The following is a 22,134-nucleotide window of genomic DNA, read 5'->3' on the forward strand; positions in this document are numbered from 1 at the left end:
ATGACAAGCCAACGATGCCGGCAAATCGCTAAGCCGGCCGCTTCTTCGGCTTCTTGTTCTTGGCGGGGCCGGTCTTGTCGAATTTCGGCTTGCTTGCCTTCCCGGCCCAGGGCTTTGCCTCGAACGCGGCGGGGCGCTGATCGGCTGACGGTGCGCGCTTCTCGAATTTGGGCGCGTTCTGGTCGAACGTCCGCTTGCCACGGTGTGGCTTCTTGTCCGGCCGTGGCTCCTGATAGCCGGCCCGCGACAGGTCGGGCGTGCCGTCCAGCCGCTTCACCGCGATGTTGTTCTGCAGCTTGCGGTCGGGGCCGATCGCCTGGAGAAACCGGTCGGCCCAATCCGCCGCGATCTGCACGAAGGTTTCCTCCGGCTGCATCTTGATGGCGCCGATCTCGCGCTTGGAGATGCCGCCTGTCCGGCACAGCATCGGGATCAGCCAGCGCGGCTCGGCATTCTGCCGGCGCCCCACCGACAGCGAGAACCAGACGCTGTCGCCGAAATCGTCGCGGCGGCTTGGCGCCTCGTCGCGACGGGCGGATCGATCGCCAGAGGGCCTGTCGCCTGACGGCGTGAACGATGCGACGTCAAGGAGATCCTCGGGCGCCGAGCGGCTGGAGCGGCACATCCGCACAAAGGCGGCCGCCACCAGTTCGGCGCCACGCTGGTCGAGAAGCGCGTTGACGAAACCGCGCTCATCGTCCGTCACAGGTTCGGCGAAGGCCGGGTCAGCGAGGATGCGCTCGTCGTCGCGGCGCAGAACGTCGTCGGCCGAAGGCGGGCTTGCCCATGTCGCCGCAAGGCCGGCACTTTGCAGCAGCCGTTCGGTGCGCCTGCGAGCATTGTTGGGCACGATCAGCGCGCTGACGCCTTTGCGTCCCGCCCGTCCGGTCCGCCCGCTACGGTGCAGAAGCGTCTCCGGATTGGTCGGCAGGTCGGCGTGGATCACCAGTTCAAGATTGGGCAGGTCGATGCCGCGCGCCGCCACGTCGGTGGCGATGCAGACTTTTGCGCGGCCGTCGCGCATCGCCTGCAGCGCGTGGCTGCGCTCGTTCTGGCTCAGCTCGCCCGAAAGCGCGACGACGGAAAAGTTGCGGTTGTTGAAGCGCGCGGTCAGGTGATTGACGGCAGCGCGGGTGTTGCAGAACACCAGTGCGTTCTTCGCCTCGTAGTAGCGCAGCACGTTGATGATGGCGTTCTCCCGGTCGGCTTGGGCCACGCTCAGCGCCCGGTATTCGATGTCGAGGTGCTGCTTTTCCTCGCCGGAGGCCGAGATGCGTACCGCATCGCGCTGGTAGCCCTTGGCCAGCGTGGCGATGGAGCGCGGCACGGTGGCCGAAAACATCAGCGTGCGGCGCTCGGCGGGCGCGGCGTCGAGGATGAATTCCAGATCCTCGCGAAAGCCGAGATCGAGCATCTCGTCGGCCTCGTCGAGCACGACGGCCTTGAGCGCCGACATGTCGAGCGAGTTGCGGGTGATGTGGTCGCGCAGCCGGCCGGGCGTGCCGACGACGATATGGGCGCCGCGTTCCAGCGCGCGCCGCTCGGTGCGCATGTCCATGCCGCCGACGCAGGACGCTATCGCTGCGCCGGTCAGTTCGTAGAGCCATTCGAGCTCGCGCGTCACCTGCAGGGCCAATTCCCGCGTCGGCGCCACGGCCAGCGCCAGCGGTGCTGCGGCGTGGGAAAAGCGCTCGGCGCCATCGAGAAGGGTCGGCGCCAGGGCGAGCCCGAAGGCGACGGTCTTGCCGGAGCCGGTCTGCGCCGAAACCAGCGCATCGGCCTGCCCGAGCTCGAGAACCGCCTTCTGTACCGGTGTCAGCTCGACATAGCCGCGTTTTTCCAGCGCCTTTGCCAGCGCGGGGACAAGTGCTTCGAAGTTGGACATATGCTTCTTTCGGAATTCGGATTCTTTTTTGCCCGGCAATGGGTCATCCGTCGGCGAGCGCCAGGAGCGCCACGAGCCTAACGATCCAATTGTTCGTACTTCGCGCCGCCGCCATTGTACAGGGCAAGCCGCCTCGCCTCGTCGCGATTGACTCTTTACGCAAACCGCGTAAAAGCCGGCACCGAACGGGATAGTTTCGATGCGCGGCCTTTTGATGGCGCTTCTTGCATTCGACTTTCCCGGCCGCAATGCGAACCATTGGGCCGGGCGTGTCGGCGCGTCTCCTCGTTCCAGCAAAACTACGGCTAAAACGACCACTAAAACGGTCTGATTCCCTTGGCCTAACCACCCTCTCCCGGGTCCGGCCCGGGGGTTGAAACCCGCATCGGCCGGCGGGTTTTCTCCAAAACCGAGCGGAGAGGACAGGAGATTTCGATGAGTTTCAAGGTTGCAATCGTCGGCGCCACGGGCAATGTGGGCCGGGAAATGCTCAACATACTGGAAGAGCGCGGCTTTCCGGTGAGCGAAGTGGTGGCGCTGGCCTCGCGGCGCAGCCAAGGCACGGAAGTGTCGTTCGGCGACCGCACGCTGAAGGTCAGAGCGCTCGACCAATATGATTTTTCCGACACCGACATCTGCATCATGTCGGCCGGCGGCAACGTCTCGAAAGAATGGTCGCCGAAGATCGGCAAGCAGGGCTGCGTCGTCATCGATAACTCGTCGGCCTTCCGCTACGATCAGGACGTGCCGCTGATCGTGCCGGAAGTGAACCCGGACGCGATTTCGCTGTTCACGCGCAAGAACATCATCGCCAACCCGAACTGCTCGACGGCGCAGCTGGTCGTGGCGCTGAAGCCGCTGCATGACTTCGCCACCATCAAGCGCGTCGTCGTCGCCACGTATCAATCGGTCTCCGGCGCCGGCAAGGAAGGCATGGACGAGTTGTTCACGCAGACCCGCGCCGTATTCGTCGCCGACCAGGTCGACGTCAAGAAGTTCACCAAGCGCATCGCCTTCAACGTCATCCCGCATATCGACGTCTTCCTCGACGACGGCTTCACCAAGGAAGAGTGGAAGATGGTCGCCGAGACCAAGAAGATGCTCGACCCCAAGATCAAGCTGACGGCGACCTGCGTGCGCGTGCCGGTGTTCATCGGCCATTCGGAAGCGGTCAACATAGAGTTCGAAAAGCCGATCACCGCCGAGGAAGCACGTGAGATCCTGCGCGAAGCGCCGGGCTGCCAGGTTCTCGACAAGCGCGAGGACGGCGGCTACATCACGCCGCTGGACTCGGCAGGCGAGGACGCCACCTTCATCTCTCGCATCCGCGAGGATTCGACCATCGACAACGGCCTGTCGATGTGGATCGTCTCCGACAATCTGCGCAAAGGCGCGGCACTCAACGCCGTGCAGATCGCCGAATTGCTGATCGAGCGCGGGCTGATCCAGCCGAAGAAGAAGGCGGCTTGATTCTCGCTCACGGCTCGGCCTTCGGCCGATTTAAATTCTCGCTCACGGGCCGCATCGCCGCTGCCGCGGCAGGCCCTCCGCGGGGCGCCGGTCAACCGGCGGCCCGCAGTCGCGGGCTCGGCCTTCGGCCGGTTAGCCCCTTCTCCCCGTTTTACGGGGAGAAGGTCCCCGCAGGGGGATGAGGGCAGCGCCCACATTTCCAGACACAAGGCGCCCGCCTCACCCACGATTCTCTTCCGCCAGCTTCGTCAATATCGCGACCGCCTCCTCCGCCCGGTCGGCCGGGACGAACAGATGGTCGTGGTAGAAGGCCGAGACCGGATTGACGCCCATGCCGGCGGCGGCAAGACGCGTGGTGATGGCGGCGAGGAAGCCTACCGCCTCCAGCGACGAATGGATGTTCAGCGTCACCATGCGGCAGCGAAACACGATCTCCAGGTCAGCGGCCTCGGCTTCCTCCTCTAGCGCGATCACCGTCGTCCCCTCGCGCTCGCGAAACAGCATCACCGGCTCGAGGCTGACCGATACGGGCGCATCGCGCGGCAGTGTGGCGAAGACGTGGATGCCGGGACGCAATTCCGGCGTCATCGTTGCCAGCAGTTTCTTCAGATCGGTCTCGCCGGCCATCGATTGCTCCCGAATGTCTTGCGGACTTTCGATAACGTGCTCGGCCCCAGGCCGGCAAGACGACATCGCCATGTCGCTGGCGGTTGGGCTTGTGCGTGTATTGCGTCGCACAATGGAACCGATCAGGATCATTGCCGGTCCGTGAAAGGGGTTTCGATGATCGTTCGCCCGCGCCCGGGATTCTTGCATCTGTTCTTCATCATGCGCGGCTCGGTGGTGCCGCGCATCCTGCCGCAGATCTTCGGCTTCGGCGTCTATGGCGCGCTGGTGGTGCTGGCGGTCAGGGCACTGAAGCTCGACTTCGGCAATGCCGGCCCCGCGCCGTTCGCCTTGCTCGGTGTGGCGCTGTCGATCTATCTCGGCTTCCGCAACAATGCCGCCTATGACCGCTGGTGGGAGGCGCGCAAGCTGTGGGGCCAGCTTGTCTTCGACATTCGCAATCTGGCGCGCGCCAGCACCGGGCTGATCGAAAACCGGGCGGAACTGCGCGGCCTGCTGATGGAGGCGATCGCCTTCTGCCACTTTTTGCGCGGCCTGCTTCGGCGGGTCGACGCCACCACCGAGGCACGCGCGTTCATCGGCGAAGAGGCCGAAAGTGCCGCCAAGGCGGCCAACGCGCCCGATGCCATGGTGCGGCGGATGGGCGAGCGAGCCGGCGCGCTGTACAGGGCCGGCGCGATCGATGTTATGGGCTACCGCATCCTCGACGAGCGCCTGTCGCAAATCGCGGCAGCGCAGGCCGGCTGCGAGCGCATCATGGGAACACCGCTTCCGTTTGCCTATACGCTGCTCCTGCAGCGCACCGCCTATATCTTCTGCCTGCTGCTGCCGTTTGGGCTCGCATCGACTGCCGGCTGGGCGACGCCGCTGTTCACGGCGCTGATCGCCTACACCTTCTTCGGCCTCGACGCGCTTTCGGAGGAACTCGAGGACCCATTCGGCACCGAGGCCAACGATCTCGCCCTCGACGGCCTGTGCCGCGTCTGTGAAATCTCGGTGTTCGAGGCGCTCGACGAGTCGCCGCCGAAAATGATCCCTGCCGAAAAATATTATTTTTCCTAGGGTTTGTTCCCGCGTTCATCGCAGCACCGTGCGCTCAAAAGATCGTAGGCGTGTCGGATCGCCGCCTCACGCCGCGTCCTTGGTTCGACCCTGGCGAAGAGGGCTCGAAACAACCGGAGGACCAATGACCATGTCTCAAACTGCATCCGTCACGCCGGGCGCGCTGTGGACCGGCCGAGGGCTCAGCGCCCTCATCGTGCTGTTCATGATCTTCGACGGCGTCATCAAGCTGCCGCCGCTCGATGTCGTCACCCAGACTATGGTGCAACTCGGCTGGCCGGCCGATCCCAATGTCTCGCGCATGCTCGGCATCATCGGACTGGTCTCGACCGCGCTCTATGCGGTGCCGCGCACCTCGGTGCTTGGCGCCATCCTGCTCACCGCCTACCTCGGTGGCGCCATCGCGACGCATTTACGTATCGGCAGCCCGCTGTTTTCGCACACACTGTTCGGCGTCTATCTCGGCTTCATCTTGTGGGGCGGCCTTTTCCTGCGCAACCCCAGGATGCGAGCGCTGATCCAGTTCAACCGATAGCGGCGACTTCAAAAGCCGTTCGATGGCGGTCACGCCGCCAGAGAAGGCGCCGTCTGCCGCCGCCCTTCTTCTTTGTCTTTGGATCAAATCGCCCGGTTGCGAGTTAGAAGATGTGGCGGCGAGGACGGAAAACCCCGGTTGAGAGGAACGACGATGAAGAAACTGGTAGTCCTGATGGTACTGGCAACCTCGCTCGCAGCCTGTTCCCGGACAGAACAGGGCGCTGCGGTCGGTGGCCTGGGCGGCGCGGCGGTCGGTGCTGCAGTGGCCGATGACGCAGTTGAAGGTGCGGTGGTCGGTGGTGCTGTCGGCGCCCTCGCCGGCGCACTGATCGGTCGTGCTACCGAACCCGGCCGGTGCCGCTATCGCGGTCGCGATGGGCGTGTCTACATCGCCCGCTGCCCTGAAGGCTATTGATCGGGCCGCGTCATAAGTCGGACGAAACAGCAAAACGGCGGACAAAGGCGCCCGCCGTTTCGTAGGGGATAAAAAGCAGATTATTCGGCGGTCGCGGCTTCCGCCTCGGCCGGCGCGGCTGCCGCGGCGGCAACAGCGGCGGCTGCATCGTCCTGCGCCTTCTTCAGAAGTGCGGCGCGTTCCTGCGCCTTCTTGCCGGGCTCGGCCTTCTTCGGGTTGGAGCGGGCCTCACGCTTGGCAATGCCGGCCTCGTCGAGGAAGCGCAGCACGCGGTCGGTCGGCTGGGCGCCGTGCGAGAGCCAATGCTTGACGCGGTCGGCGTCGACCTTGACCCGCTCGCCGTCCTTGGGCAGCAGCGGGTTCCACGAGCCGAGCGACTCGATGAAACGGCCGTCGCGCGGCGAACGGGCGTCGGCGACGACGACGTGGTAATAGGGACGCTTCTTCGAGCCCGCACGGGCCAGTCGGATTTTCAGTGGCATTTTCTTTCTCCTAAAATTCTGATTTTCGTTGATCGGGGTTATGACTGTTGTCTTTATGCATGTCGTTGTCCCAAAACCGCTGCGCACTTTTGGGCGACACGCACTGGTCCTCAGCCGGTTTTCGTTACGCCGTTGGATGCGGCGATATGCTCGTGATGCCGGATCACTTCACGGACGACGAAGTTCAGAAATTTCTCCGCGAAATCCGGGTCGAGATGGGCGTCCTTCGCCAGTTGGCGAAGGCGGGCGATCTGCTGCTGCTCGCGTGCCGGATCGGCCGGCGGCAGGCCATGCGATGCCTTCAGCTCGCCGACCGCCTTGGTGCAGCGGAAGCGCTCGGCCAGCATGTGGATGAGCGCTGCATCGATGTTGTCGATCGAGGCGCGGTAGTCGACCAGCGCCGCACGAGCGTCGGCCATGTCCTTCTCTTCGTTCATGGCGCCCTCACTTCTTCTTGCCGGGGCCGTTCTTGCCGAGCATTGGCAGGCCGCCGCCAGGTCCCGGCAGACCAGGAAGCTTCATGCCGCCGGGCAGCCCAGGCAGGCCGCCACCCCCAGGAAGACTACCGGGCAGGCCCTTCATGCCGCCGAGACCGGCTGCCTGCGCCTGCTTCTGCAAGGCTTCGAGCTGTTTGGGGTCCATCTTGGACAGGTCCGGCATGCCGCCGCCCATCATGCCGCCCGGGCCACCCATGCCTCCCATACCCCCAGGCATCATGCCGCCGAGGCCCATCTTCTGGGCCAGGCCGCCCATCATGCCGCGCATCAGGCCACCGCCTTTGCCCTTGCCGCCCATCGCCTTCATCATGTCGGCCATGCCGCGATGCATCTTCAGGAGCTTGTTGATCTCGGCCGCATCGGTGCCGGAGCCGGCGGCGATGCGCTTCTTGCGCGAGTGCTTCAGAATATCGGGGTTGGCGCGCTCGGCCTTGGTCATTGACGAGATGATGGCGAGCTGGCGGCCGAACATCTTGTCGTCGAGACCGGCGGCAGCCATCTGGTCCTTCATCTTGCCCATGCCCGGCATCATGCCCATGATGCCGCCCATACCGCCCATCTTCGACATCTGCTGAAGCTGGCCGGCAAGGTCGTTCAGGTCGAACTTGCCCGACTGCATCTTCTTGGCCATCGCCGCCGCCTGCTCGGCGTCGATGTTTTCGGCAGCCTTTTCGACCAGGCTGATGATGTCGCCCATGCCGAGGATGCGGTCGGCGATGCGCTTGGGATGGAATTCCTCCAGCCCGTCCATTTTCTCGCCGGTGCCGATCAGCTTGATCGGCTTGCCGGTGACGGCGCGCATGGAAAGTGCGGCACCACCACGCCCATCACCATCCATGCGGGTCAGCACCAGCCCGGTGATGCCGACGCGCTCATCGAAGCTTTTCGCCAGATTGACGGCGTCCTGGCCGGTCAGCGAATCGGCGACCAAAAGGATTTCGTGCGGCGACGACACCTTCTTGATGTCGGCCATCTCGACCATCAGCGGCTCGTCGATATGGGTGCGGCCGGCGGTGTCGAGGATGACGACGTCATGGCCGCCGAGCTTTGCCGCCTGCACGGCGCGGCGGGCAATGTCGACCGGCGTCTGGCCCTCGACGATCGGCAGCGTGGCGACCTTGACCTGCTCGCCGAGCTGACGGAGCTGCTCCTGCGCGGCGGGACGCCGCGTGTCGAGCGAGGCCATCAGGATCTTCTTGTTCTGACGCTCGGTGAGGCGCTTGGCGATCTTGGCCGATGTCGTGGTCTTGCCGGAACCTTGCAGGCCGACCATCATGATGACGACCGGAGCCGGTGCATTGAGGTCGATGGCGACGCCCTCGGCGCCCAGCATCTCGACTAGCTCGTCATGGACGATCTTGACGACCATCTGGCCGGGCTTGATCGACTTCAGCACGGCGGCGCCGACGGCTTTCTCGCGCACCTTGTCGGTGAAGGAACGCACCACTTCCAGCGCCACGTCGGCCTCGAGCAGCGCACGGCGCACCTCGCGCAGCGCCGCCGAGACATCGGCTTCGGACAGGGCACCGCGGCCGGTAAGGCCGTTCAGGATGGAGCCAAGGCGCTCCTGAAGGGATTCAAACATCCGTCTTCCTTCAATCTCGGTTCGGGTTCGATCCGAGAGGTAATGCGTTCGCGCCCAGTATCCAACTCAAAGCCAGCCCAAACAAAGCCAGCCCGGGCAAAAGCCCAAAGCCAAAAAGCACCCGGGGGCGCACAGCGCTGCCGGATGTTGGCCTCCAGGATCGATTTACAGCACGTCACCTCAAACAGGCTTCGGCGTCCCGGTCGGCTTGCTCGGAGGGATACTCGTCGCGGAATTCGCGGCGTGTAGACAGGAAATCGGCCGCGGAGTCAAGGTGCGGACAAAAAGCGATGGCCAATCGCTTCAGGTTTGCGCTGCCCCTCATCGCCCTGCCGGGCACATCTCCCCGTATAGTGACATCAGGCGTTTTCTTCCGACTCCGCCTTATCCGGCCCGACCTTCAGCGGCGAGCGCGGATGCAGCAGCAGCAGAACAGTCAACAGGCTGCAGACGATGCCGATCGCCGCGATGAGGACGGCATCAAGCGTCGTCCAGCCGGGGCCTTCGAGCGGCTTGGCGTTGAACAGGGCGAAGGAATTGTAGCTTTGCTGGTGCGAAATCAGCAGGAAACCAGTCAGATTGTTGCCGAGATGGGCGCCGAAGGCCGCGCCGAGATTGCCCGTGGCATAGACTACAAGCGTCAGGAGCAGCGCAAAAGCGGCGATCGAGGCCAGCACGCAAGCGTTGATGGCGGCCGTCGAGCTTGGGCTCCAATGCATCGAAGTGAACAGAAGCGCTGGCAGCAATGCCCAGATGAAGGGATTTTGAAACCGGTTGGCCAGGCCCCTGAGGAGATAGCCGCGAAACAGCACCTCTTCGGACGAGGTCTGCAGCAGGGCCAGCGCAGCGATCGGGATCAGGAACAGCAGCCAGGACGACAGGCCGATCGCACCGCGTGCAATGTCGGGCTGCAAGAGATAGAGCAGGATTTCGGAGAGCAGCGATGTGATCAGCACCGCGGCCAATCCCCTAAGAAATCCCGAGCGCGAAACGCGGCGGCTGGTACCGATCAGCGCCATCAGCGGCTCGCGATGGACCCAGCGCATGGCAGCCCACAGGCCGAGCCAGATTCCGGCAAAGGAGGCGAGCGCGGCGAGGATTCCGGCGGGCGAGGCCATGAAATTCTGTACCGCCCCTCCTTCTATCGGGGTGCCAGACGATGCCTGCCAGATAACAAATAGATAGGCGCCGCCGAACAGCACGGCCATGGTTGTCGCGACCCAGAACAGGACGACGATCGCCGTTCCGAGCAGGAGCCGCGGCAGGGTCGTCTTGGCGTTGGGAGAGCGCCGATAATGCTCGAAGGCGGCAGGATCGATCGTCACGCGGGTTCCTTGCCTGATGCATCGGGTCGCATGATCTAGAGCATCGGACCCAAAAGTGGAACCGGTTTTGGGAAAATCAGATGCTCGAACAAAAGGCTGGAGCGGCGGGCACGCCGCTCCAGCACGAAGCTCAGGTTAACGATATCGGACAGAGGCGGCCGCCGTTGGCTCTTGCCGGGCGGCCACCTGATTGCTTGCTGATGTCAGCGCTCGACGTACATGATGCGTCGGGTGCCGGGATCGACCAGTGCCGGCTGACCGTTCACATAGACATAGCGGTAGTCATAGTCCGGAATCTCGCGCAACTCGACGGTGTCGGGTAAGGTCGCGCCGGTAACCACCTCGCCCTCGAGATAGACCGGGTCGACCCGGTTGGTCTCGATATAGGTGCGGACTTCGGCCGGCGGCCGCCTGATCGGCTCGATCGGCTCGCCAGCGACGATCGCTCCGGTATAGATGTCGGGATCGTCGACGTCGGCGGGCGCTTCGACGATGGTAATGTCTGCGTCGGCCGGGCGCCGGGTCAGGACGACCTCGTTGCCGCCAAAATCGGCCGTCACATAGTCGGAATAGATCCAGCCCTGGCCATTGGCCTCGGCTATGGTGCACCATTTGCTGTTTTGGATGCAGCCATCAAGCGTTGCCGACTGGCCGGCGGCGAGCACGCCAATGACCGGATATTGCGGGCCGGGGCCGGCGCGAATGTTGAGATCGGCGACAGCCGAGACGGCGGTATCGGCCAAGGCTGTGCCGGATATCGCGACAAGCGCTCCGGCGACAGCAGGAAACAGTATGCGCTTCATGGTTTCGCTCCGTTTTGATGGTCCCTCGCGAACGAAAACGAAACAACGCCTCATGCGTTCCGGCTAAAACGCCTCGGCCGGCTCACGTTTTGTTCCGGTTTCTTTCACGACACCGGTCAGGAGGTCGTGGACGAAGGCCAGCTTCTGGGCCGTCACCTCCGAGATGACGAAGGGATAGAGGTCCGGCAGGCCCATGCAGCGGTTGATCGAGTTCGACGCTTCCGACAGCACCAGCCAGCGGGCCAGGATCTTTTCGAACGGTTCGGGAACGGCGGCAGGTTCCGACGGCGCCGGTTGCAGCTCGCCGCCAGTGTCGCCCCGCGACAGGTCGTTGGCCTCCACGGTTTCCAGCCGGCCGAGCGGGAAATTCAGCGCATGCACCATCTCCAGCGTATCGGTGATGTGCAGATGGTGTGCCCATGTCTCGGCCCAGTCCTCCCAGGGATGGGACGTGGCATAGGCGGAAATGTGGTCCTGCTGCCAGTCGGGCGGCGCGCCATTGGCATGGTAGGCCTTCAGCGCGTGCTCGTAATCGGTGCGCTCGTCGCCGAACAATGCACGGAAGGCGGCAAGCCGTTGCGGGTCGTCGCGGATCAGGCGGTCCCAGTAATAGTGGCCGAGTTCGTGGCGGAAATGGCCGAGCAAAGTGCGGTAGTTCTCGCCCATCTCGACGCGCCGTCTTTCGCGCTCGGCGGAGTCCGCCTCGGCGACATTGAGTGTGATCAGGCCGTTGTCATGGCCGGTCAGGATACGCTCGCCACCCGGACCGCCTATCGGATCGGCGAGGAAGTCGAAGGCGAGGCCGGCCTCGTCGCCGGCGTTCTGCTTGGGCGCGACCGGCAGTCCGGCGGCGAGCAGCGAATAGATTGCCCGCTTCTTTGCCGCTTCGACGCGAATCCAGCGACGGCGGTTGCCCTCGACTGAAAGGTCCGGGATCAACTGGTTCAGCACGCAGGCGCGGCAGAAGGCACGGCCAGGTTCAGCCATCCAGTTGCAGGCGCACTCGTCGGCATTGGTGCACTGGAAAACGCCGCCGGCGCCGGACAGCACGAAGCGCGCATGCCCGGGATCGTAGAGCACGGAGCTGGCGCAGTTCAGGCACTGGGCGTTCTCGAAATAGAGGCGGTGGCCGCAATGCGGGCAATCGAAGAGCTTCATACCAATCTCAAATCACCAGGTCTCAAATCATCAGCCCGGATATAGTGCGGAGCGGCATATCGCCCAAACGCCTGTCGGCGGCTGGCGTTCCTGCCGTTGCTATTTTTCCGCAAGCTGGGCGGCGACCGTTCTCGCCACCGCCTCGCCCGATAGCCTGGCGCCGCCGCAGGTTTGCATCAGCGGACCGGCCAGATGCTCGCCGGCGAAGAAGATTTTTTCCGCCACCGGTTGCATCAGCGTGGCGCGCGCCTGCGAACGGCCGGGTCGGGCCGCCGCATAGGCGCCGCGCACGAACCGCTCGCCGCCCCAATTGGTCATCATGGCGCGCCCGATATGTTTTCGCACATCGCCGCCGAAGATGGCGCACAGCCGGTCGACGACGAAGTCGACGCCTGCCGCCTCGCCCGCCGCCGACATCTCCCAGGCAAAATCACCGCCGACGAAGCCGACCATCAGGTCGAGGTCGAAGGGAAAGCAGAGGAAGTAGATGTCGTGCCTGGCCAGCCGCTCGATCAGCAGGTCGTCGAAGGGCGCCAGCCCGAGCCTTGTGCCCCTGATCTCAACCGGCAGCTTGGTCAGCATGCCCATCGGCAGGTCGAAGAAGGCAGCGAAATGCGTGTCGGGCAGCGCCGGCGCGAATTCGATCTCCTCGAAGGCGAGCACCGCCGGCGAGGCGGTGACGATGGCCGCCTTGGCGCGGATGGTGCCGCGATCGGTGACGCAGGCGACGCCGGGCACGTCCCAGACGATTTTCCGCACCGGCGTCGACAGCTCGACCGGCACGTCGGCGCCGAAACGGGCGACCAGCGCGCCGAACCCCTCCTTGGTGAAGTAGTTCGGATCGAGATCGGCGGCGGCCTGAAAGTCGCGGATCGATATCTCGTCCTCGTCGGCGCCAAAGTCCATCGGCCCGGCAAAGGTGGCGGCGGCGCGCGGCGCATGGCCCTTGGCGAGCAACGCCGAAAGACGGTCGTCGTCACCAACCTTGACCTCATGCGCCGCCAGCAGCTCGAACAGCCTGATATCGGCCGCCTTCACTGCGGCCTCTTCGTCCTCGCTCGCCTTTCGGTTGCGATAATAGAGGTGGTCGATATTCATGTCGTGATGATGAAGCGTCCAGCGGGCAGCTTGCGCCTCGGGGAAGTAGGGATTTCGGTCGGCCGCGTGCAGCCAGGCGCAGCCGATGTCGAAAGGAACGCCGAAATGCTGATCGCTGGTCCAGGCGCGGCCGCCGATACGGTTCATCGCTTCGAACAGCTTGAAGGAAAGGCCGGCCGCACGCAGGGTCTTGGCGGCGGAAAGTCCCGCCGAGCCGGCGCCGATGATCACGACGTCAACGTCTTCCATGAATATTCTAGCCCCCCGCCACAATAATTACTTGATCGTAAGCAAGTTGTCCGGCATTCGCCAGCGCTGCGGCGGCGATGCGTAAACGAGTTCTTAGCGCATCGGCTCGAAAATCGGTGCCGATTTTCGGAAGCACGATGCGCAGATTGTAAAGTGTTGGAACGTACTGCGTCCAAGTGGGCGCACGTCGCTCCAACGGTGACAAGCGGGCGTTTCGCTGGCAAATTCATATTTGGGACAAGATCCAGGCAACCAGGAGAAAAACATGGCATTTTTTGCCAAGGGGAAGATTTTCGCGGCGGCAGCATTGATGATGCTTGCGGCGGCAACAGCGGCACAGGCCGCCCAGTGCGGCAATAATGGCGCGGGCTTCGAAGCGTGGAAGGCTGAGTTCGCCGCGGAGGCCAAGGCCAACGGTGTAGGCTCGAAGGGTCTGGCCGCTCTGGCTAACGCGACCTACGCAAAAAGGACGATCGCCGCCGACCGCGCTATCCACAAGGCTTTCGGTGGCTCGGTGGAAGCTTTCATGAAGCGCCGTGGCGCGTCCACGATCATTTCCAAGGGCCGTTCGCTGAAGAAGTCGAACGCGGCGCTGTTCGACAAGATCGAACGGACCTACGGCGTGACGCCGGGTGTGTTGCTCGCCATCTGGGGTATGGAGACTGGCTTCGGTTCCTTCTTGGGCAAGCAGAATACGGTCTCTGCCATTGTAACGCTTGCCTATGATTGCCGCCGCCCGGAGTTCTTTTACCCGCATGCTGTTGCAGCCCTGAAGCTGGTTGATCGCGGAGCGTTGAGCGCCTCGTCGGTCGGCGCTATGCATGGCGAGATTGGCCATACGCAGTTCCTGCCCGGAAATGTTTTGAAATACGGGGTCGGCAGCGGAAATCTGCGCGACAAGGCCACTGCGTTGGCTTCCACCGCCAACTTCCTCAAGGCTCATGGTTGGCAGGCGGGTGCCAGCGCGCAGGCGAATCTCGGTGCAATTGCCGGCTGGAATGACGCGAGCAACTATCAACAGGCCATCGCCCGCATCGCCACGGCGATCGATGGCGATTGATAGAAATTCCTAGTCGACGGAAAGCCTGGCCATGCGCCGGGTTTTTTGTCGATGCTCTAAGATCACGACTGCCCCGCTCGGCCCCGCCTCGGGAACGAAGGCGCGAAGCAGAGAAGCTAATTCGGCGAGCCGAGCGCCTTGTCCATCGCTTCCCTGACCTCGGCGGGCCACGTGTTCACAGCTGGCCACACGTCCGGCTCGGGCTTGTCGCCCCGGCGGGCGAAATAGAAGCTTGTGGTTGGCCGGATCGACCGCCATGAAGCCGTCATTGCCGCCGCAATCGTGCGGCACGCAGCCGCTGGCATAAAAGGCGCCCGAGGCGGTTTTCTCGGTGCCGCCGCCGACCAGCAGGCTGGTCGCCATCTCGGGCATCTCCTTGCCGAGCAGCGTCTCGGCCAGCCTGTAGACGGCCTCGTTGTGGAAGGCGTCGACGATGTTATCGTATTTCGACGGATCGACGTCTTTCCAGTCAGTGCCGGGCTCCGGCATATAGGTGAGATTGCCGGAAGTCGTCAGCCCGTCCGTCGGCGACCATTGCAGCGCCGGCTTGGAAACGCCCGGCAGCAGATAGGGCACGAAATAGATGGCGCTGTCGGAGATCGCAGCCGGCGGTGCGCCGCATTCATCCTGCTCGACCGTGGTGCTCTGGATGGTGCCGCCTTCTGGCTTCCAGACGATCACCGTGGCCGGGCCGCACTGGTTGCCGCCATCGCCGACATCGACCAGCGCGACGTTGACCCCGCCGACCTTGACGATCCTGTCGAAGGACACCTCGTAATTGCTGGCCAGCTGCTTGCCGTCATAGGCCAGCACCTTCTCGCCATACTCTTCCTGCTGGGTGATGGTCAGCTGCCCACTCTCGAACGGGACCGGTGCTTGGCTGTCATCGTCGGCTAGGGCCGCATTGCTCGACGCGCCCAGGTCGGCGGCCCCGCCGGAGGCATCGTCAGCCGGCACGAGCACCATGTCGGTCTGTGCATGCGCGCCAGCCACCGGCATCAGAATCGACGCCAGCGCGCAGGCGCCGGCAAGAAGCGAACGTGTCATGACTGTCCCTCCGTTCAGCCGCCACGAACCCGGCCTGTCGCGGCCGGGATCATCGTACCGTTCAGGCCCAGGGACGCAGCTGGGCGTTCCGCTCCTCGAACGAGGCGATGGCGCCGGCCTTCTCCATGGTCAGGCCGATGTCGTCGAGCCCGTTGAGCAGGCAGTGCCGCTTGAAATCGTCGAGGTCGAACTTGACCATCCCGCCGTCCGGTCCGCGGATTTCCTTGGCTTCGAGGTCGACCGACACCGTTGCGTTGGAGCCGCGCGAGGCGTCGTCCATCAGCTTCTCCAGATCCTCGGGGCTGACGGTGATCGGCAGGATGCCGTTCTTGAAGCAGTTGTTGTAGAAAATGTCGGCGAACGAGGTCGAGATGACGCAGCGGATGCCGAAATCGAGCAGCGCCCACGGCGCGTGCTCCCGGCTCGAACCGCAGCCGAAATTGTCGCCGGCGACCAGAATCTGCGCCTTGCGATAGGCGGGCTTGTTGAGCACGAAATCCGGATTTTCCGAACCGTCGTCCTTGTAGCGCATTTCGGCGAACAGCCCGCTGCCGAGCCCAGTGCGCTTGATCGTCTTGAGATAATCCTTGGGGATGATCATGTCGGTATCGACATTGACGATCGGCATCGGCGCGGCAACGCCGGTGAGCTTGGTGAATTTTTCCATGGTCTTTGCCCGTCTTCTTTCGCTGCGGGGATGTGTTGGCGCCCGGTTTACACAAAGCTGCGGGCAAATAAAAGGCGGCTGTTTTCGGCTGGCCCTGGTCCTGGAGCACAGACCGCTTCAAAGTTGCCGCCCTATGGTGCACCTTGGCCGGCATGACAACACGTCCCAAAGTCCTCTACGCCAGCGAACCGGCCCTCGACGCAGCCGAGTTCCGCCGCGTGCTGGTGGAATCCGGCCTCGGCGTCACTCGACCCATCGATGACGGCGTCCGTCTGAAGGCGATGCTTGCCAATGCAGATCTGGTGTTGACGGCGCGCCTCGATGCGCCTGGCAAGCCGCTGATTGGCCTCGCCCGAGGCATCACCGACTTCTCATGGGTGTGCTATATTTCCGAGCTCGCCGTTTGCAAATCGGCGCAAGGGCTCGGCATCGGCAAGGGTCTGCTCGACGAAGCGCGGCGGCAGCTCGGACCATCCGTCGCCATCTCACTGATTTCCGTGCCCGATGCCGTCGGCTTCTACGAGCGGATCGGCATGGCGCGCATGCCCGACGCGTTCTGGTTCGGCCGCGAGCGCTGACGGTCGCCTGTCGCGATCCTTCGCGCACCCCTCTGTCCTGGCGGACATCTCCCCCACACGGGGGGAGATTAGCAGTTTCAGCGCCCCGCTCCCCCCTGCGACGAAGGAGGTTGGCGAAAGCGGTGGTGACAGCCAATCTCCCCACTCGTGGGGGAGATGTCCGGCAGGACAGAGGGGGGCGCTGTCCCTCCAGCATCAAAAATCGCGGAGCGATCGCCGCCTTTCCCTCAGATCACATTCAATTCCCTGAAAGCCCGTCCCTCGGCGACGCGCTCATACCCAAACGCCGAGCAGTCCACCGTGCGGTAGCCGCCATGCACGATCAGCTCGGCCAGCGCCTTGCCGACGGCCGGCGCCTGCTGCAGGCCGTGTCCGGAAAAACCATTGGCGAAGAGAAAATTCTGCACCTGCGGATGCGGGCCGATCACCGCGTTCTGGTCGAGCGTGTTGTAGTCGTAATGGCCGGCCCAGGCGCGCGTCGGCTTGATCGCTTCGAAGGCGGGAATGCGGGTCGCCAGCACCGGCCAGATCACCTCTTCGAACAGCGGCCAGTCGGGCTCGAAATCGTCGGGATCGGCAGGGCCGTCGCCCTCTTCCGGTTCGGCCCCGCCGGTGATGTAGACCGAGCCCTCCGGTCTGACATAGATGCCGGTCGGATCGACCAGCAGCGGCATGTCGTCATATTTCTCGCGCGCCTCGAAGATGAAGACGTTGCGCTTGCGCGGTTCCACCGGCAGCGCCGGTCCGGCCATCGCAGAAACCTTGCCGGCATTCGGCCCGGCGGCGTTTACGACGATGCCGGCCTCAAGCCGCTCGCCATTGTCGAGGCTGACGCTGGTGACGCGGTCGCCCTGCCGCTCGATGCCGGTCACATCAGCGGTGACGAAATCGATCTTTTTCTCGCGCAGCGCCTTGCGGAACAGCATCAGCATCGCATGCGCGTCGAACCAGCCCTCGCCCGTGCGGCCATAGGCGCCGGCGGTGATGCCCTCCGCCGACAGCCATGGAAACCGGCGGACGAGCGCCTCCGCATCCTCAAGCACGATGTCGGCGCCCTCGGCCAACTGCGTCTCGTGGTTGGCCTTAAGGATCGGCAATCCGTTCTCGCCGGCAAGGATGAGATAGCCGCCCTCGCGAAAGCCGATATCGGCGTCGGCCCCGAATTCTTCCGTCAGCCGCCGGAACAGTTTCAGCGTGAACTGCGACAGGCGGATGTTCTCGGGAATCGAAAACTGCTGGCGGATCGAAGCGCAGGACAGCGTCGTTGCCGAATGGGTGAATTGCGGGTCGCGCTCGACCAGCGCGATCGAGCCCGAAAAGCCTTCTTCGCGCAGATAATAGGCGATCGAGGAGCCGACGATGGCTCCACCGATGATGACGACGTCGTAGCGCACTTTTTCGATTCTCCAGTTCCAGAGTATGATTCCGAAAAGCGGGTACCGGTTTTCGGAAAAGATCACGCTCCAATTCATACAGCCGGCAGGATGATCTCGAAGCGCGTGCCGCGCTCGGAGTCAACCAGCCGGATCGTGCCATCATGCGCTTTCAGGAGGGCCAGTACGATGCCGAGGCCCATGCCGGTGCCGCCTGAATCGCGGCGCGTGGTGAAGAATGGCTCAAAGATGCGCGCCCGGTTGCTGGGCGAAATGCCGGCGCCGTCGTCGCTCAGTTGGACAATCGCCTTGCCGTCCGTACTCGCCGCCGTAATGGAAACGAGCGTCGCGCCATGCCGCGCCGAATTGTCGATGAGATTGGCAAGCACGATCGCCGCGTTCTCGGCCGAGATGCGCAGCCCGATCTCGCCGCCGGCCTCGACACGAATTGCCAGCCTGTCCTCGGCCGGCAGCAGCGCCAGCGCGGCGCCAATCGATATGCTTTCGCCGCCGGGCGCGAGATTCTCGGCGCGCGCCAGGTCGAGCAGACGGCGCACCAGAAGGTTGAGCCGTTCGGCATCGGTGACGATATTGTCCGAAAAGCGCCGCCGCTCGGCCTCGTCCATTGCGCTACCGGAATCGCGCAGCAGTTCGGCCGCACCCTGGATCGCCGTCAGCGGCGATTTAAGCTCGTGCGAGACATGGGTGGCGAAGGTCTGGATGCTGTCCGACCGCGCATGCAGCTTTTCGGCCATGTCGAGGAAGGCATCGGAAAGTGCTGCCATCTCGCGCGTGCCGTGATGGTCGAGCGGCCTGATGGCTTCGCGGTCGCCAGCGGCGATGCGCCTTGTCCGTTCCATCAGCGCGTAGATCGGCCGGCTGACGGCGCGCAGGAAGACCAGGGCGATGAGCAGCGTGCCGCCGAGGATGGCGATCGCCGCCAGCACCACCTTGCCGCGCTCGCCATAGAGATGCTTGACGATGTTGTTCGGCGTTCGCGACAGATAGACCACGCCGGCGACCTTGCCGCCGACCGCGACCGGCAGGGCGACGAAGACGCGGACTCTTGTGCCGCGGCTGACCGAATAGAGCGATGGTGGCGGCTCGTCTGAGATCCTCTGCCGGAGCGCGCTGGCATAGCGGCCGGCCAGCGCCTGGCGAACCTCCTCGACAGCGCCGAGCGACAGGCCGACCTCTTCGCGCCCGGCGATGACGACGCCTTTCGCGTCGAGCAGCCGAAAGCCGGCAAGCGTGGTTTTCTGCGTCTCGGCAAGAATGCCCGACAGCCGCGCCCCGATCGCCGCGAAGGCGGGATCGACGATGGCGGCCGTCGCCGCGGGCCGGGTCGCCAGAACCCTGTCGGAGGCGAGATCGAGGCGCGGCTCGATCGGCCGGTAGGGAGAGTTCGGATCGCTGGCACTGTCGGCAGGCACGACCGCGCCGAGCCTCTCGGCCGGGATGCCGGCGGCGCGGACCTCTTGCGCATAGATGGCGGCAAGGGCGGCACCTTGCGCGATCAGCTCGGCCTCGGTCTGGCGGATCAGCTGGTTGTCGTAGAGCCGGAAGAAGAACAGGCCGACCAGCGGCAGCGCCATCACCATGATCAGGATGGCAACAACGACCGTGGCGAGGCGCGGCCGCCATTTCTGGGCCGTCACGCGCCGCACCTGCCCAGCCGGAAGCCGACGCCATGCACGGTCTCGATCGCATCCGTGCAGCCGGCCGCCGCCAGCTTGGCGCGGATGTTGCGGATATGGCTGTCGACGGTGCGGTCGGCGACATGGATGTTGCCGGCATAGGCATTGGCCATCACCATGTCGCGCCCAAGCACATGCGCCGGGCGTGCCAGAAACCCTTTCAGAATGGCGAATTCGATCGAGGTCAGCACCAGCGGCCTGCCGTCGAAGCTGGCGGCGTGGCTGGCCGGCAGCAAAGCCAGCCTGCCATGCGAGAATTGCCTGTCGTCGGCCTGTTCGGCCTTTGTCGGGCGAGCGCGCCGCAGGATGACGTTGACGCGGGCGACCAGCTCGCGCGGGCTGAACGGCTTGGTGACATAGTCGTCGCCACCCATTTCGAGCCCGAGGATGCGGTCGATCTCTTCATCGCGCGCGGACAGGAACAGCACCGGCACATCGGATAGATGCCGCAGCCGCCGGCAGACCTCCAGCCCGTCCATCTCCGGCATGCCGATATCGAGCACGACAAGATCGGGCGCGCGGCGCTCGATCGCCTGCAACGCGGCGGCGCCGTCGGCTACTGCAACCGTTTTCATGCCGGCCTTTTCGAGTGCGAAGCAGATGATTTCGCGGATGTGCGGATCGTCTTCGGCGACTAGGATGTTATGCGGCATCAGTCAGCGGCCCGGCACGAAGGGTTCGGAGCCCTGAGGAACCACGAACGGGACACGTGTGTCGAGAGTGCGGCTGAGCCGCCAGTCGCGAAAGCTCCAGGCGCGCCAGTTTTCTTGGCCGGCGCGGTAGCGGGCCTCGTCCTGCCCAAGCAAACGGGCGAGTTCGCGGTAGGAGGGAACGCTGGCCGCATTCGTGTTGCCCTGATGCTCGAGGAAGCGATCGAGCGCCGGCCAGGCGCTGGGACCGAGCGAACGCAGATACCAGAAATCGAGCTCGGTGCCCTGGCCGGTCATTTCGAATGAGTGCTCGACATTGTAATTGGCGATCAGTGCGGCAAAGTTGATGAACGAGCAGGCATAAAGCGTCGCCGATAGCGTCAGAAGATTGGCGGAAAGCAGCCATTCATTGGATTTTTCGAGCGCAATGCGGGCGATGATCAGGGCGAGACCCGCCGCCACCAATCCCATCCAAACGAACGCGGCGACGCGCCAGTAGGTCAGCGCATAGATACCGATATAGAGGTCGAGGCGCAGGATCGAGGAGATGACCAGAACAATGTTCTGCGCCACCCAGACATAGACCAGCCGGCGGATGAACGGATCGCCGGAGGTCGTGCTGCCCGGCCGCAACGCCGCCAGGACGAAACCTGCGGCCAGCAGCGCGGTGACGATCAAGGGATAGGCGCCGCGATGCGCATAGGCGGCATAGGTCAGCCCGTCGGGAAGCGCGACGCCGCCCCACAGATAGGTGGCGTCGAGTGCGGTCTGCACCACGAACAGGATGTTGAAGACGACCAGCGCGCGAAGAATGGCGGCCTTGCCGAAGACGATGTCCTCGATAGCCTTGGCGGGTTTTGTCGTCGTCACCCCGAGGGGGATAGGCAACGTAAGATGCGCAATGCGGCGCAAAAAGCGCGGCAGGCGCGGGCGCAGAAAGACCCAGACGCCGGCAAGCATGAACAGCCAGAAGGCCAGCCGCGGCAGCTGGATGAGGTCGAGCAGTGCGAGGAGATCGATCAGCGACAGCCAGTATTCGATTACCGGATTGGCGGCGCCGAACAGCGCCAGAAACACTGCGCCCAGGGTCAGCGGCATGATCCAGACCGCGATCGCCGCAACATGGACGCGCCGCCGGCCCAACCGCCGTGCCGCCTTGCGCCAGCGGAAGAAATCGTGGACGAACCGGAAGGGTGCTGCGAGCAGGAAGAGCGCGACCTGGCCGGCAATGCGGGCAGCGCCGCGCCGCAGCCGCCCGACCAGCGAAAGCGCAAAGACGGCCATCGCCACCAGCCCGATCGCGACGGACAGCGCACTGACATTTTCGATAAGCGGCAGCAGCCCGACAAGCAAGGCAGCGGACCCGAGGCCGCGGGCGCTGAGCGCCGACGGCTGGATCGCCGCGGCTGCGGCCGCAAGCGTGATGCCGAACAGGAAAAACGTGATGCCGACGGGCTGCCCATAGAAGAAGAAATCCGCCAGCGCGGCAAGCAGAACGGCAACGCCGAATCGCGCGCAATAGCTCGGCGCGGCCGTAAGGAACGATGTCATGATCGGATTTTCTCGGCGGCTTTGATCCGGCTGGCATACCGGGCCGGAGATTTGCGGATGAAGGGGAAGAGGGTCGCCGAACCATGCGGCCGGGGTGGATCGACGAGCCACCAACCGTCATTGCGGAGCCGATAAGGCAGGAACCAACGGGGCTTTTCTCGCTCTTGCATACCGCCTGTATCGCCGGCCGAAATGAGGGCAGCGGGGCGCGTCGGAGGAGATTTTCGGGAGTTTTATGCAGTTTTCGTGCAGGTCAGGCAATCACTTCAGGTTTGAATCCGCCCCGTCACCCTTTCCGGGCGCTTGCGCTGCCCCTCA

20 protein-coding genes and 1 pseudogene are annotated in these 22,134 nt (G+C 64.2%); 6 read left to right on the forward strand and 15 right to left on the reverse strand.

Annotated elements, in window-relative coordinates; all coding sequences use genetic code 11:
• Positions 1 to 28: 28 nt before the first annotated feature.
• Positions 29 to 1,885 carry a DEAD/DEAH box helicase gene (locus CIT26_RS28645; RefSeq protein ID WP_095495651.1) on the reverse strand — a complete coding sequence of 619 codons (1,857 nt, stop codon included), beginning with the start codon at positions 1,883 to 1,885 and terminating at the stop codon, positions 29 to 31.
• A gap of 435 nt (positions 1,886 to 2,320) precedes the next feature.
• Here CIT26_RS28645 and CIT26_RS28650 point away from each other — a divergent pair, with 435 nt between their 5' ends.
• Positions 2,321 to 3,355 (forward strand): aspartate-semialdehyde dehydrogenase, encoded by a 1,035-nt coding sequence (locus CIT26_RS28650; protein ID WP_095495652.1) that lies wholly within the window; start codon positions 2,321 to 2,323, stop codon positions 3,353 to 3,355.
• 219 nt (positions 3,356 to 3,574) lie between these two features.
• Here CIT26_RS28650 and CIT26_RS28655 read toward each other — a convergent pair whose 3' ends face one another.
• Positions 3,575 to 3,982, reverse strand: a complete 408-nt coding sequence (locus CIT26_RS28655) for an ACT domain-containing protein (protein WP_095495796.1) — start codon at positions 3,980 to 3,982, stop codon at positions 3,575 to 3,577.
• A gap of 156 nt (positions 3,983 to 4,138) precedes the next feature.
• Between CIT26_RS28655 and CIT26_RS28660 the strand changes: the two genes are divergently transcribed.
• The 3 genes from CIT26_RS28660 (at position 4,139) to CIT26_RS28670 (ending at position 5,996) form a co-directional block, all read left to right on the forward strand.
• Positions 4,139 to 5,044, forward strand: a complete 906-nt coding sequence (locus tag CIT26_RS28660; RefSeq protein WP_095495653.1) for a bestrophin family protein — start codon at positions 4,139 to 4,141, stop codon at positions 5,042 to 5,044.
• A 124-nt stretch (positions 5,045 to 5,168) separates the two neighbouring features.
• Complete coding sequence (locus CIT26_RS28665; RefSeq protein WP_095495654.1) at positions 5,169 to 5,579, forward strand: DoxX family protein; 411 nt, start codon at positions 5,169 to 5,171, stop codon at positions 5,577 to 5,579.
• Between the two features lie 153 nt (positions 5,580 to 5,732).
• A complete protein-coding gene (locus tag CIT26_RS28670; RefSeq protein WP_095495655.1) occupies positions 5,733 to 5,996 on the forward strand; it encodes a YMGG-like glycine zipper-containing protein in 264 nt (87 codons plus the stop codon).
• Between the two features lie 80 nt (positions 5,997 to 6,076).
• On the opposite strand, the gene rpsP is transcribed toward CIT26_RS28670, so the two are convergent.
• From rpsP to CIT26_RS28705, 7 genes are all read right to left on the reverse strand, one after another.
• Complete coding sequence (rpsP, locus tag CIT26_RS28675) at positions 6,077 to 6,478, reverse strand: 30S ribosomal protein S16 (protein ID WP_027153676.1); 402 nt, start codon at positions 6,476 to 6,478, stop codon at positions 6,077 to 6,079.
• A gap of 110 nt (positions 6,479 to 6,588) precedes the next feature.
• On the reverse strand, positions 6,589 to 6,915 hold the full coding sequence (locus CIT26_RS28680) for a chorismate mutase (RefSeq protein ID WP_095495656.1): 327 nt from the start codon (positions 6,913 to 6,915) through the stop codon (positions 6,589 to 6,591).
• Between the two features lie 7 nt (positions 6,916 to 6,922).
• Entirely contained in the window at positions 6,923 to 8,560 is a 1,638-nt protein-coding gene (gene ffh / locus CIT26_RS28685) for a signal recognition particle protein (protein ID WP_095495657.1), read from the reverse strand.
• Between the two features lie 359 nt (positions 8,561 to 8,919).
• Complete coding sequence (locus tag CIT26_RS28690; RefSeq protein WP_095495658.1) at positions 8,920 to 9,885, reverse strand: CPBP family intramembrane glutamic endopeptidase; 966 nt, start codon at positions 9,883 to 9,885, stop codon at positions 8,920 to 8,922.
• A 203-nt stretch (positions 9,886 to 10,088) separates the two neighbouring features.
• Positions 10,089 to 10,688, reverse strand: coding sequence for a DUF1236 domain-containing protein (locus CIT26_RS28695; protein ID WP_095495659.1), 600 nt, complete (start codon positions 10,686 to 10,688; stop codon positions 10,089 to 10,091).
• A gap of 63 nt (positions 10,689 to 10,751) precedes the next feature.
• Positions 10,752 to 11,846, reverse strand: coding sequence for a zinc-binding metallopeptidase family protein (locus CIT26_RS28700; protein ID WP_095495660.1), 1,095 nt, complete (start codon positions 11,844 to 11,846; stop codon positions 10,752 to 10,754).
• A gap of 99 nt (positions 11,847 to 11,945) precedes the next feature.
• Positions 11,946 to 13,193 carry a flavin monoamine oxidase family protein gene (locus CIT26_RS28705; RefSeq protein ID WP_095495661.1) on the reverse strand — a complete coding sequence of 416 codons (1,248 nt, stop codon included), beginning with the start codon at positions 13,191 to 13,193 and terminating at the stop codon, positions 11,946 to 11,948.
• Between the two features lie 265 nt (positions 13,194 to 13,458).
• On the opposite strand from CIT26_RS28705, the gene CIT26_RS28710 reads away from it, so the two are divergent.
• The gene (locus CIT26_RS28710) at positions 13,459 to 14,253 is read left to right on the forward strand and encodes a lytic murein transglycosylase (protein ID WP_095495662.1); all 795 of its coding nucleotides are present in this window, start codon (positions 13,459 to 13,461) and stop codon (positions 14,251 to 14,253) included.
• A gap of 116 nt (positions 14,254 to 14,369) precedes the next feature.
• Here the strand turns inward: CIT26_RS28710 and CIT26_RS28715 are convergent.
• Positions 14,370 to 15,300, reverse strand: a pseudogene (locus CIT26_RS28715) (hypothetical protein).
• A 61-nt stretch (positions 15,301 to 15,361) separates the two neighbouring features.
• Positions 15,362 to 15,967 carry a 3-isopropylmalate dehydratase small subunit gene (gene leuD, locus CIT26_RS28720; RefSeq protein ID WP_095495663.1) on the reverse strand — a complete coding sequence of 202 codons (606 nt, stop codon included), beginning with the start codon at positions 15,965 to 15,967 and terminating at the stop codon, positions 15,362 to 15,364.
• A 152-nt stretch (positions 15,968 to 16,119) separates the two neighbouring features.
• Here leuD and CIT26_RS28725 point away from each other — a divergent pair, with 152 nt between their 5' ends.
• A complete protein-coding gene (locus CIT26_RS28725; protein WP_095495664.1) occupies positions 16,120 to 16,545 on the forward strand; it encodes a GNAT family N-acetyltransferase in 426 nt (141 codons plus the stop codon).
• A 227-nt stretch (positions 16,546 to 16,772) separates the two neighbouring features.
• Here CIT26_RS28725 and CIT26_RS28735 read toward each other — a convergent pair whose 3' ends face one another.
• The 4 genes from CIT26_RS28735 to CIT26_RS28750 form a co-directional block, all read right to left on the reverse strand.
• Positions 16,773 to 17,939 carry an NAD(P)/FAD-dependent oxidoreductase gene (locus tag CIT26_RS28735; protein ID WP_095495797.1) on the reverse strand — a complete coding sequence of 389 codons (1,167 nt, stop codon included), beginning with the start codon at positions 17,937 to 17,939 and terminating at the stop codon, positions 16,773 to 16,775.
• Between the two features lie 74 nt (positions 17,940 to 18,013).
• Positions 18,014 to 19,513 carry an ATP-binding protein gene (locus CIT26_RS28740; RefSeq protein WP_167391567.1) on the reverse strand — a complete coding sequence of 500 codons (1,500 nt, stop codon included), beginning with the start codon at positions 19,511 to 19,513 and terminating at the stop codon, positions 18,014 to 18,016.
• A gap of 59 nt (positions 19,514 to 19,572) precedes the next feature.
• Entirely contained in the window at positions 19,573 to 20,268 is a 696-nt protein-coding gene (locus CIT26_RS28745; protein ID WP_095495665.1) for a response regulator transcription factor, read from the reverse strand.
• Positions 20,269 to 20,271: 3 nt separating this feature from the next.
• The gene (locus CIT26_RS28750; RefSeq protein WP_095495666.1) at positions 20,272 to 21,816 is read right to left on the reverse strand and encodes a DUF4153 domain-containing protein; all 1,545 of its coding nucleotides are present in this window, start codon (positions 21,814 to 21,816) and stop codon (positions 20,272 to 20,274) included.
• Between the last annotated feature and the right edge of the window lie 318 nt (positions 21,817 to 22,134).

This window comes from Mesorhizobium temperatum (genome assembly GCF_002284575.1).
Lineage (GTDB): Bacteria > Pseudomonadota > Alphaproteobacteria > Rhizobiales > Rhizobiaceae > Mesorhizobium > Mesorhizobium temperatum.

Bases quoted from the DNA above. Each gene is read 5' to 3' on its own strand.
- CIT26_RS28645 (WP_095495651.1), bottom strand. From the start codon at position 1,885: ATGTCCAACTTCGAAGCACTTGTCCCCGCGCTGGCAAAGGCGCTGGAA.
- CIT26_RS28650 (WP_095495652.1), top strand. From the start codon at position 2,321: ATGAGTTTCAAGGTTGCAATCGTCGGCGCCACGGGCAATGTGGGCCGG.
- CIT26_RS28655 (WP_095495796.1), bottom strand. From the start codon at position 3,982: ATGGCCGGCGAGACCGATCTGAAGAAACTGCTGGCAACGATGACGCCG.
- CIT26_RS28660 (WP_095495653.1), top strand. From the start codon at position 4,139: ATGATCGTTCGCCCGCGCCCGGGATTCTTGCATCTGTTCTTCATCATG.
- CIT26_RS28665 (WP_095495654.1), top strand. From the start codon at position 5,169: ATGACCATGTCTCAAACTGCATCCGTCACGCCGGGCGCGCTGTGGACC.
- CIT26_RS28670 (WP_095495655.1), top strand. From the start codon at position 5,733: ATGAAGAAACTGGTAGTCCTGATGGTACTGGCAACCTCGCTCGCAGCC.
- rpsP (WP_027153676.1), bottom strand. From the start codon at position 6,478: ATGCCACTGAAAATCCGACTGGCCCGTGCGGGCTCGAAGAAGCGTCCC.
- CIT26_RS28680 (WP_095495656.1), bottom strand. From the start codon at position 6,915: ATGAACGAAGAGAAGGACATGGCCGACGCTCGTGCGGCGCTGGTCGAC.
- ffh (WP_095495657.1), bottom strand. From the start codon at position 8,560: ATGTTTGAATCCCTTCAGGAGCGCCTTGGCTCCATCCTGAACGGCCTT.
- CIT26_RS28695 (WP_095495659.1), bottom strand. From the start codon at position 10,688: ATGAAGCGCATACTGTTTCCTGCTGTCGCCGGAGCGCTTGTCGCGATA.
- CIT26_RS28700 (WP_095495660.1), bottom strand. From the start codon at position 11,846: ATGAAGCTCTTCGATTGCCCGCATTGCGGCCACCGCCTCTATTTCGAG.
- CIT26_RS28705 (WP_095495661.1), bottom strand. From the start codon at position 13,193: ATGGAAGACGTTGACGTCGTGATCATCGGCGCCGGCTCGGCGGGACTT.
- CIT26_RS28710 (WP_095495662.1), top strand. From the start codon at position 13,459: ATGGCATTTTTTGCCAAGGGGAAGATTTTCGCGGCGGCAGCATTGATG.
- leuD (WP_095495663.1), bottom strand. From the start codon at position 15,967: ATGGAAAAATTCACCAAGCTCACCGGCGTTGCCGCGCCGATGCCGATC.
- CIT26_RS28725 (WP_095495664.1), top strand. From the start codon at position 16,120: ATGACAACACGTCCCAAAGTCCTCTACGCCAGCGAACCGGCCCTCGAC.
- CIT26_RS28740 (WP_167391567.1), bottom strand. From the start codon at position 19,513: ATGGCGCTGCCGCTGGTCGGCCTGTTCTTCTTCCGGCTCTACGACAAC.
- CIT26_RS28745 (WP_095495665.1), bottom strand. From the start codon at position 20,268: ATGCCGCATAACATCCTAGTCGCCGAAGACGATCCGCACATCCGCGAA.
- CIT26_RS28750 (WP_095495666.1), bottom strand. From the start codon at position 21,816: ATGACATCGTTCCTTACGGCCGCGCCGAGCTATTGCGCGCGATTCGGC.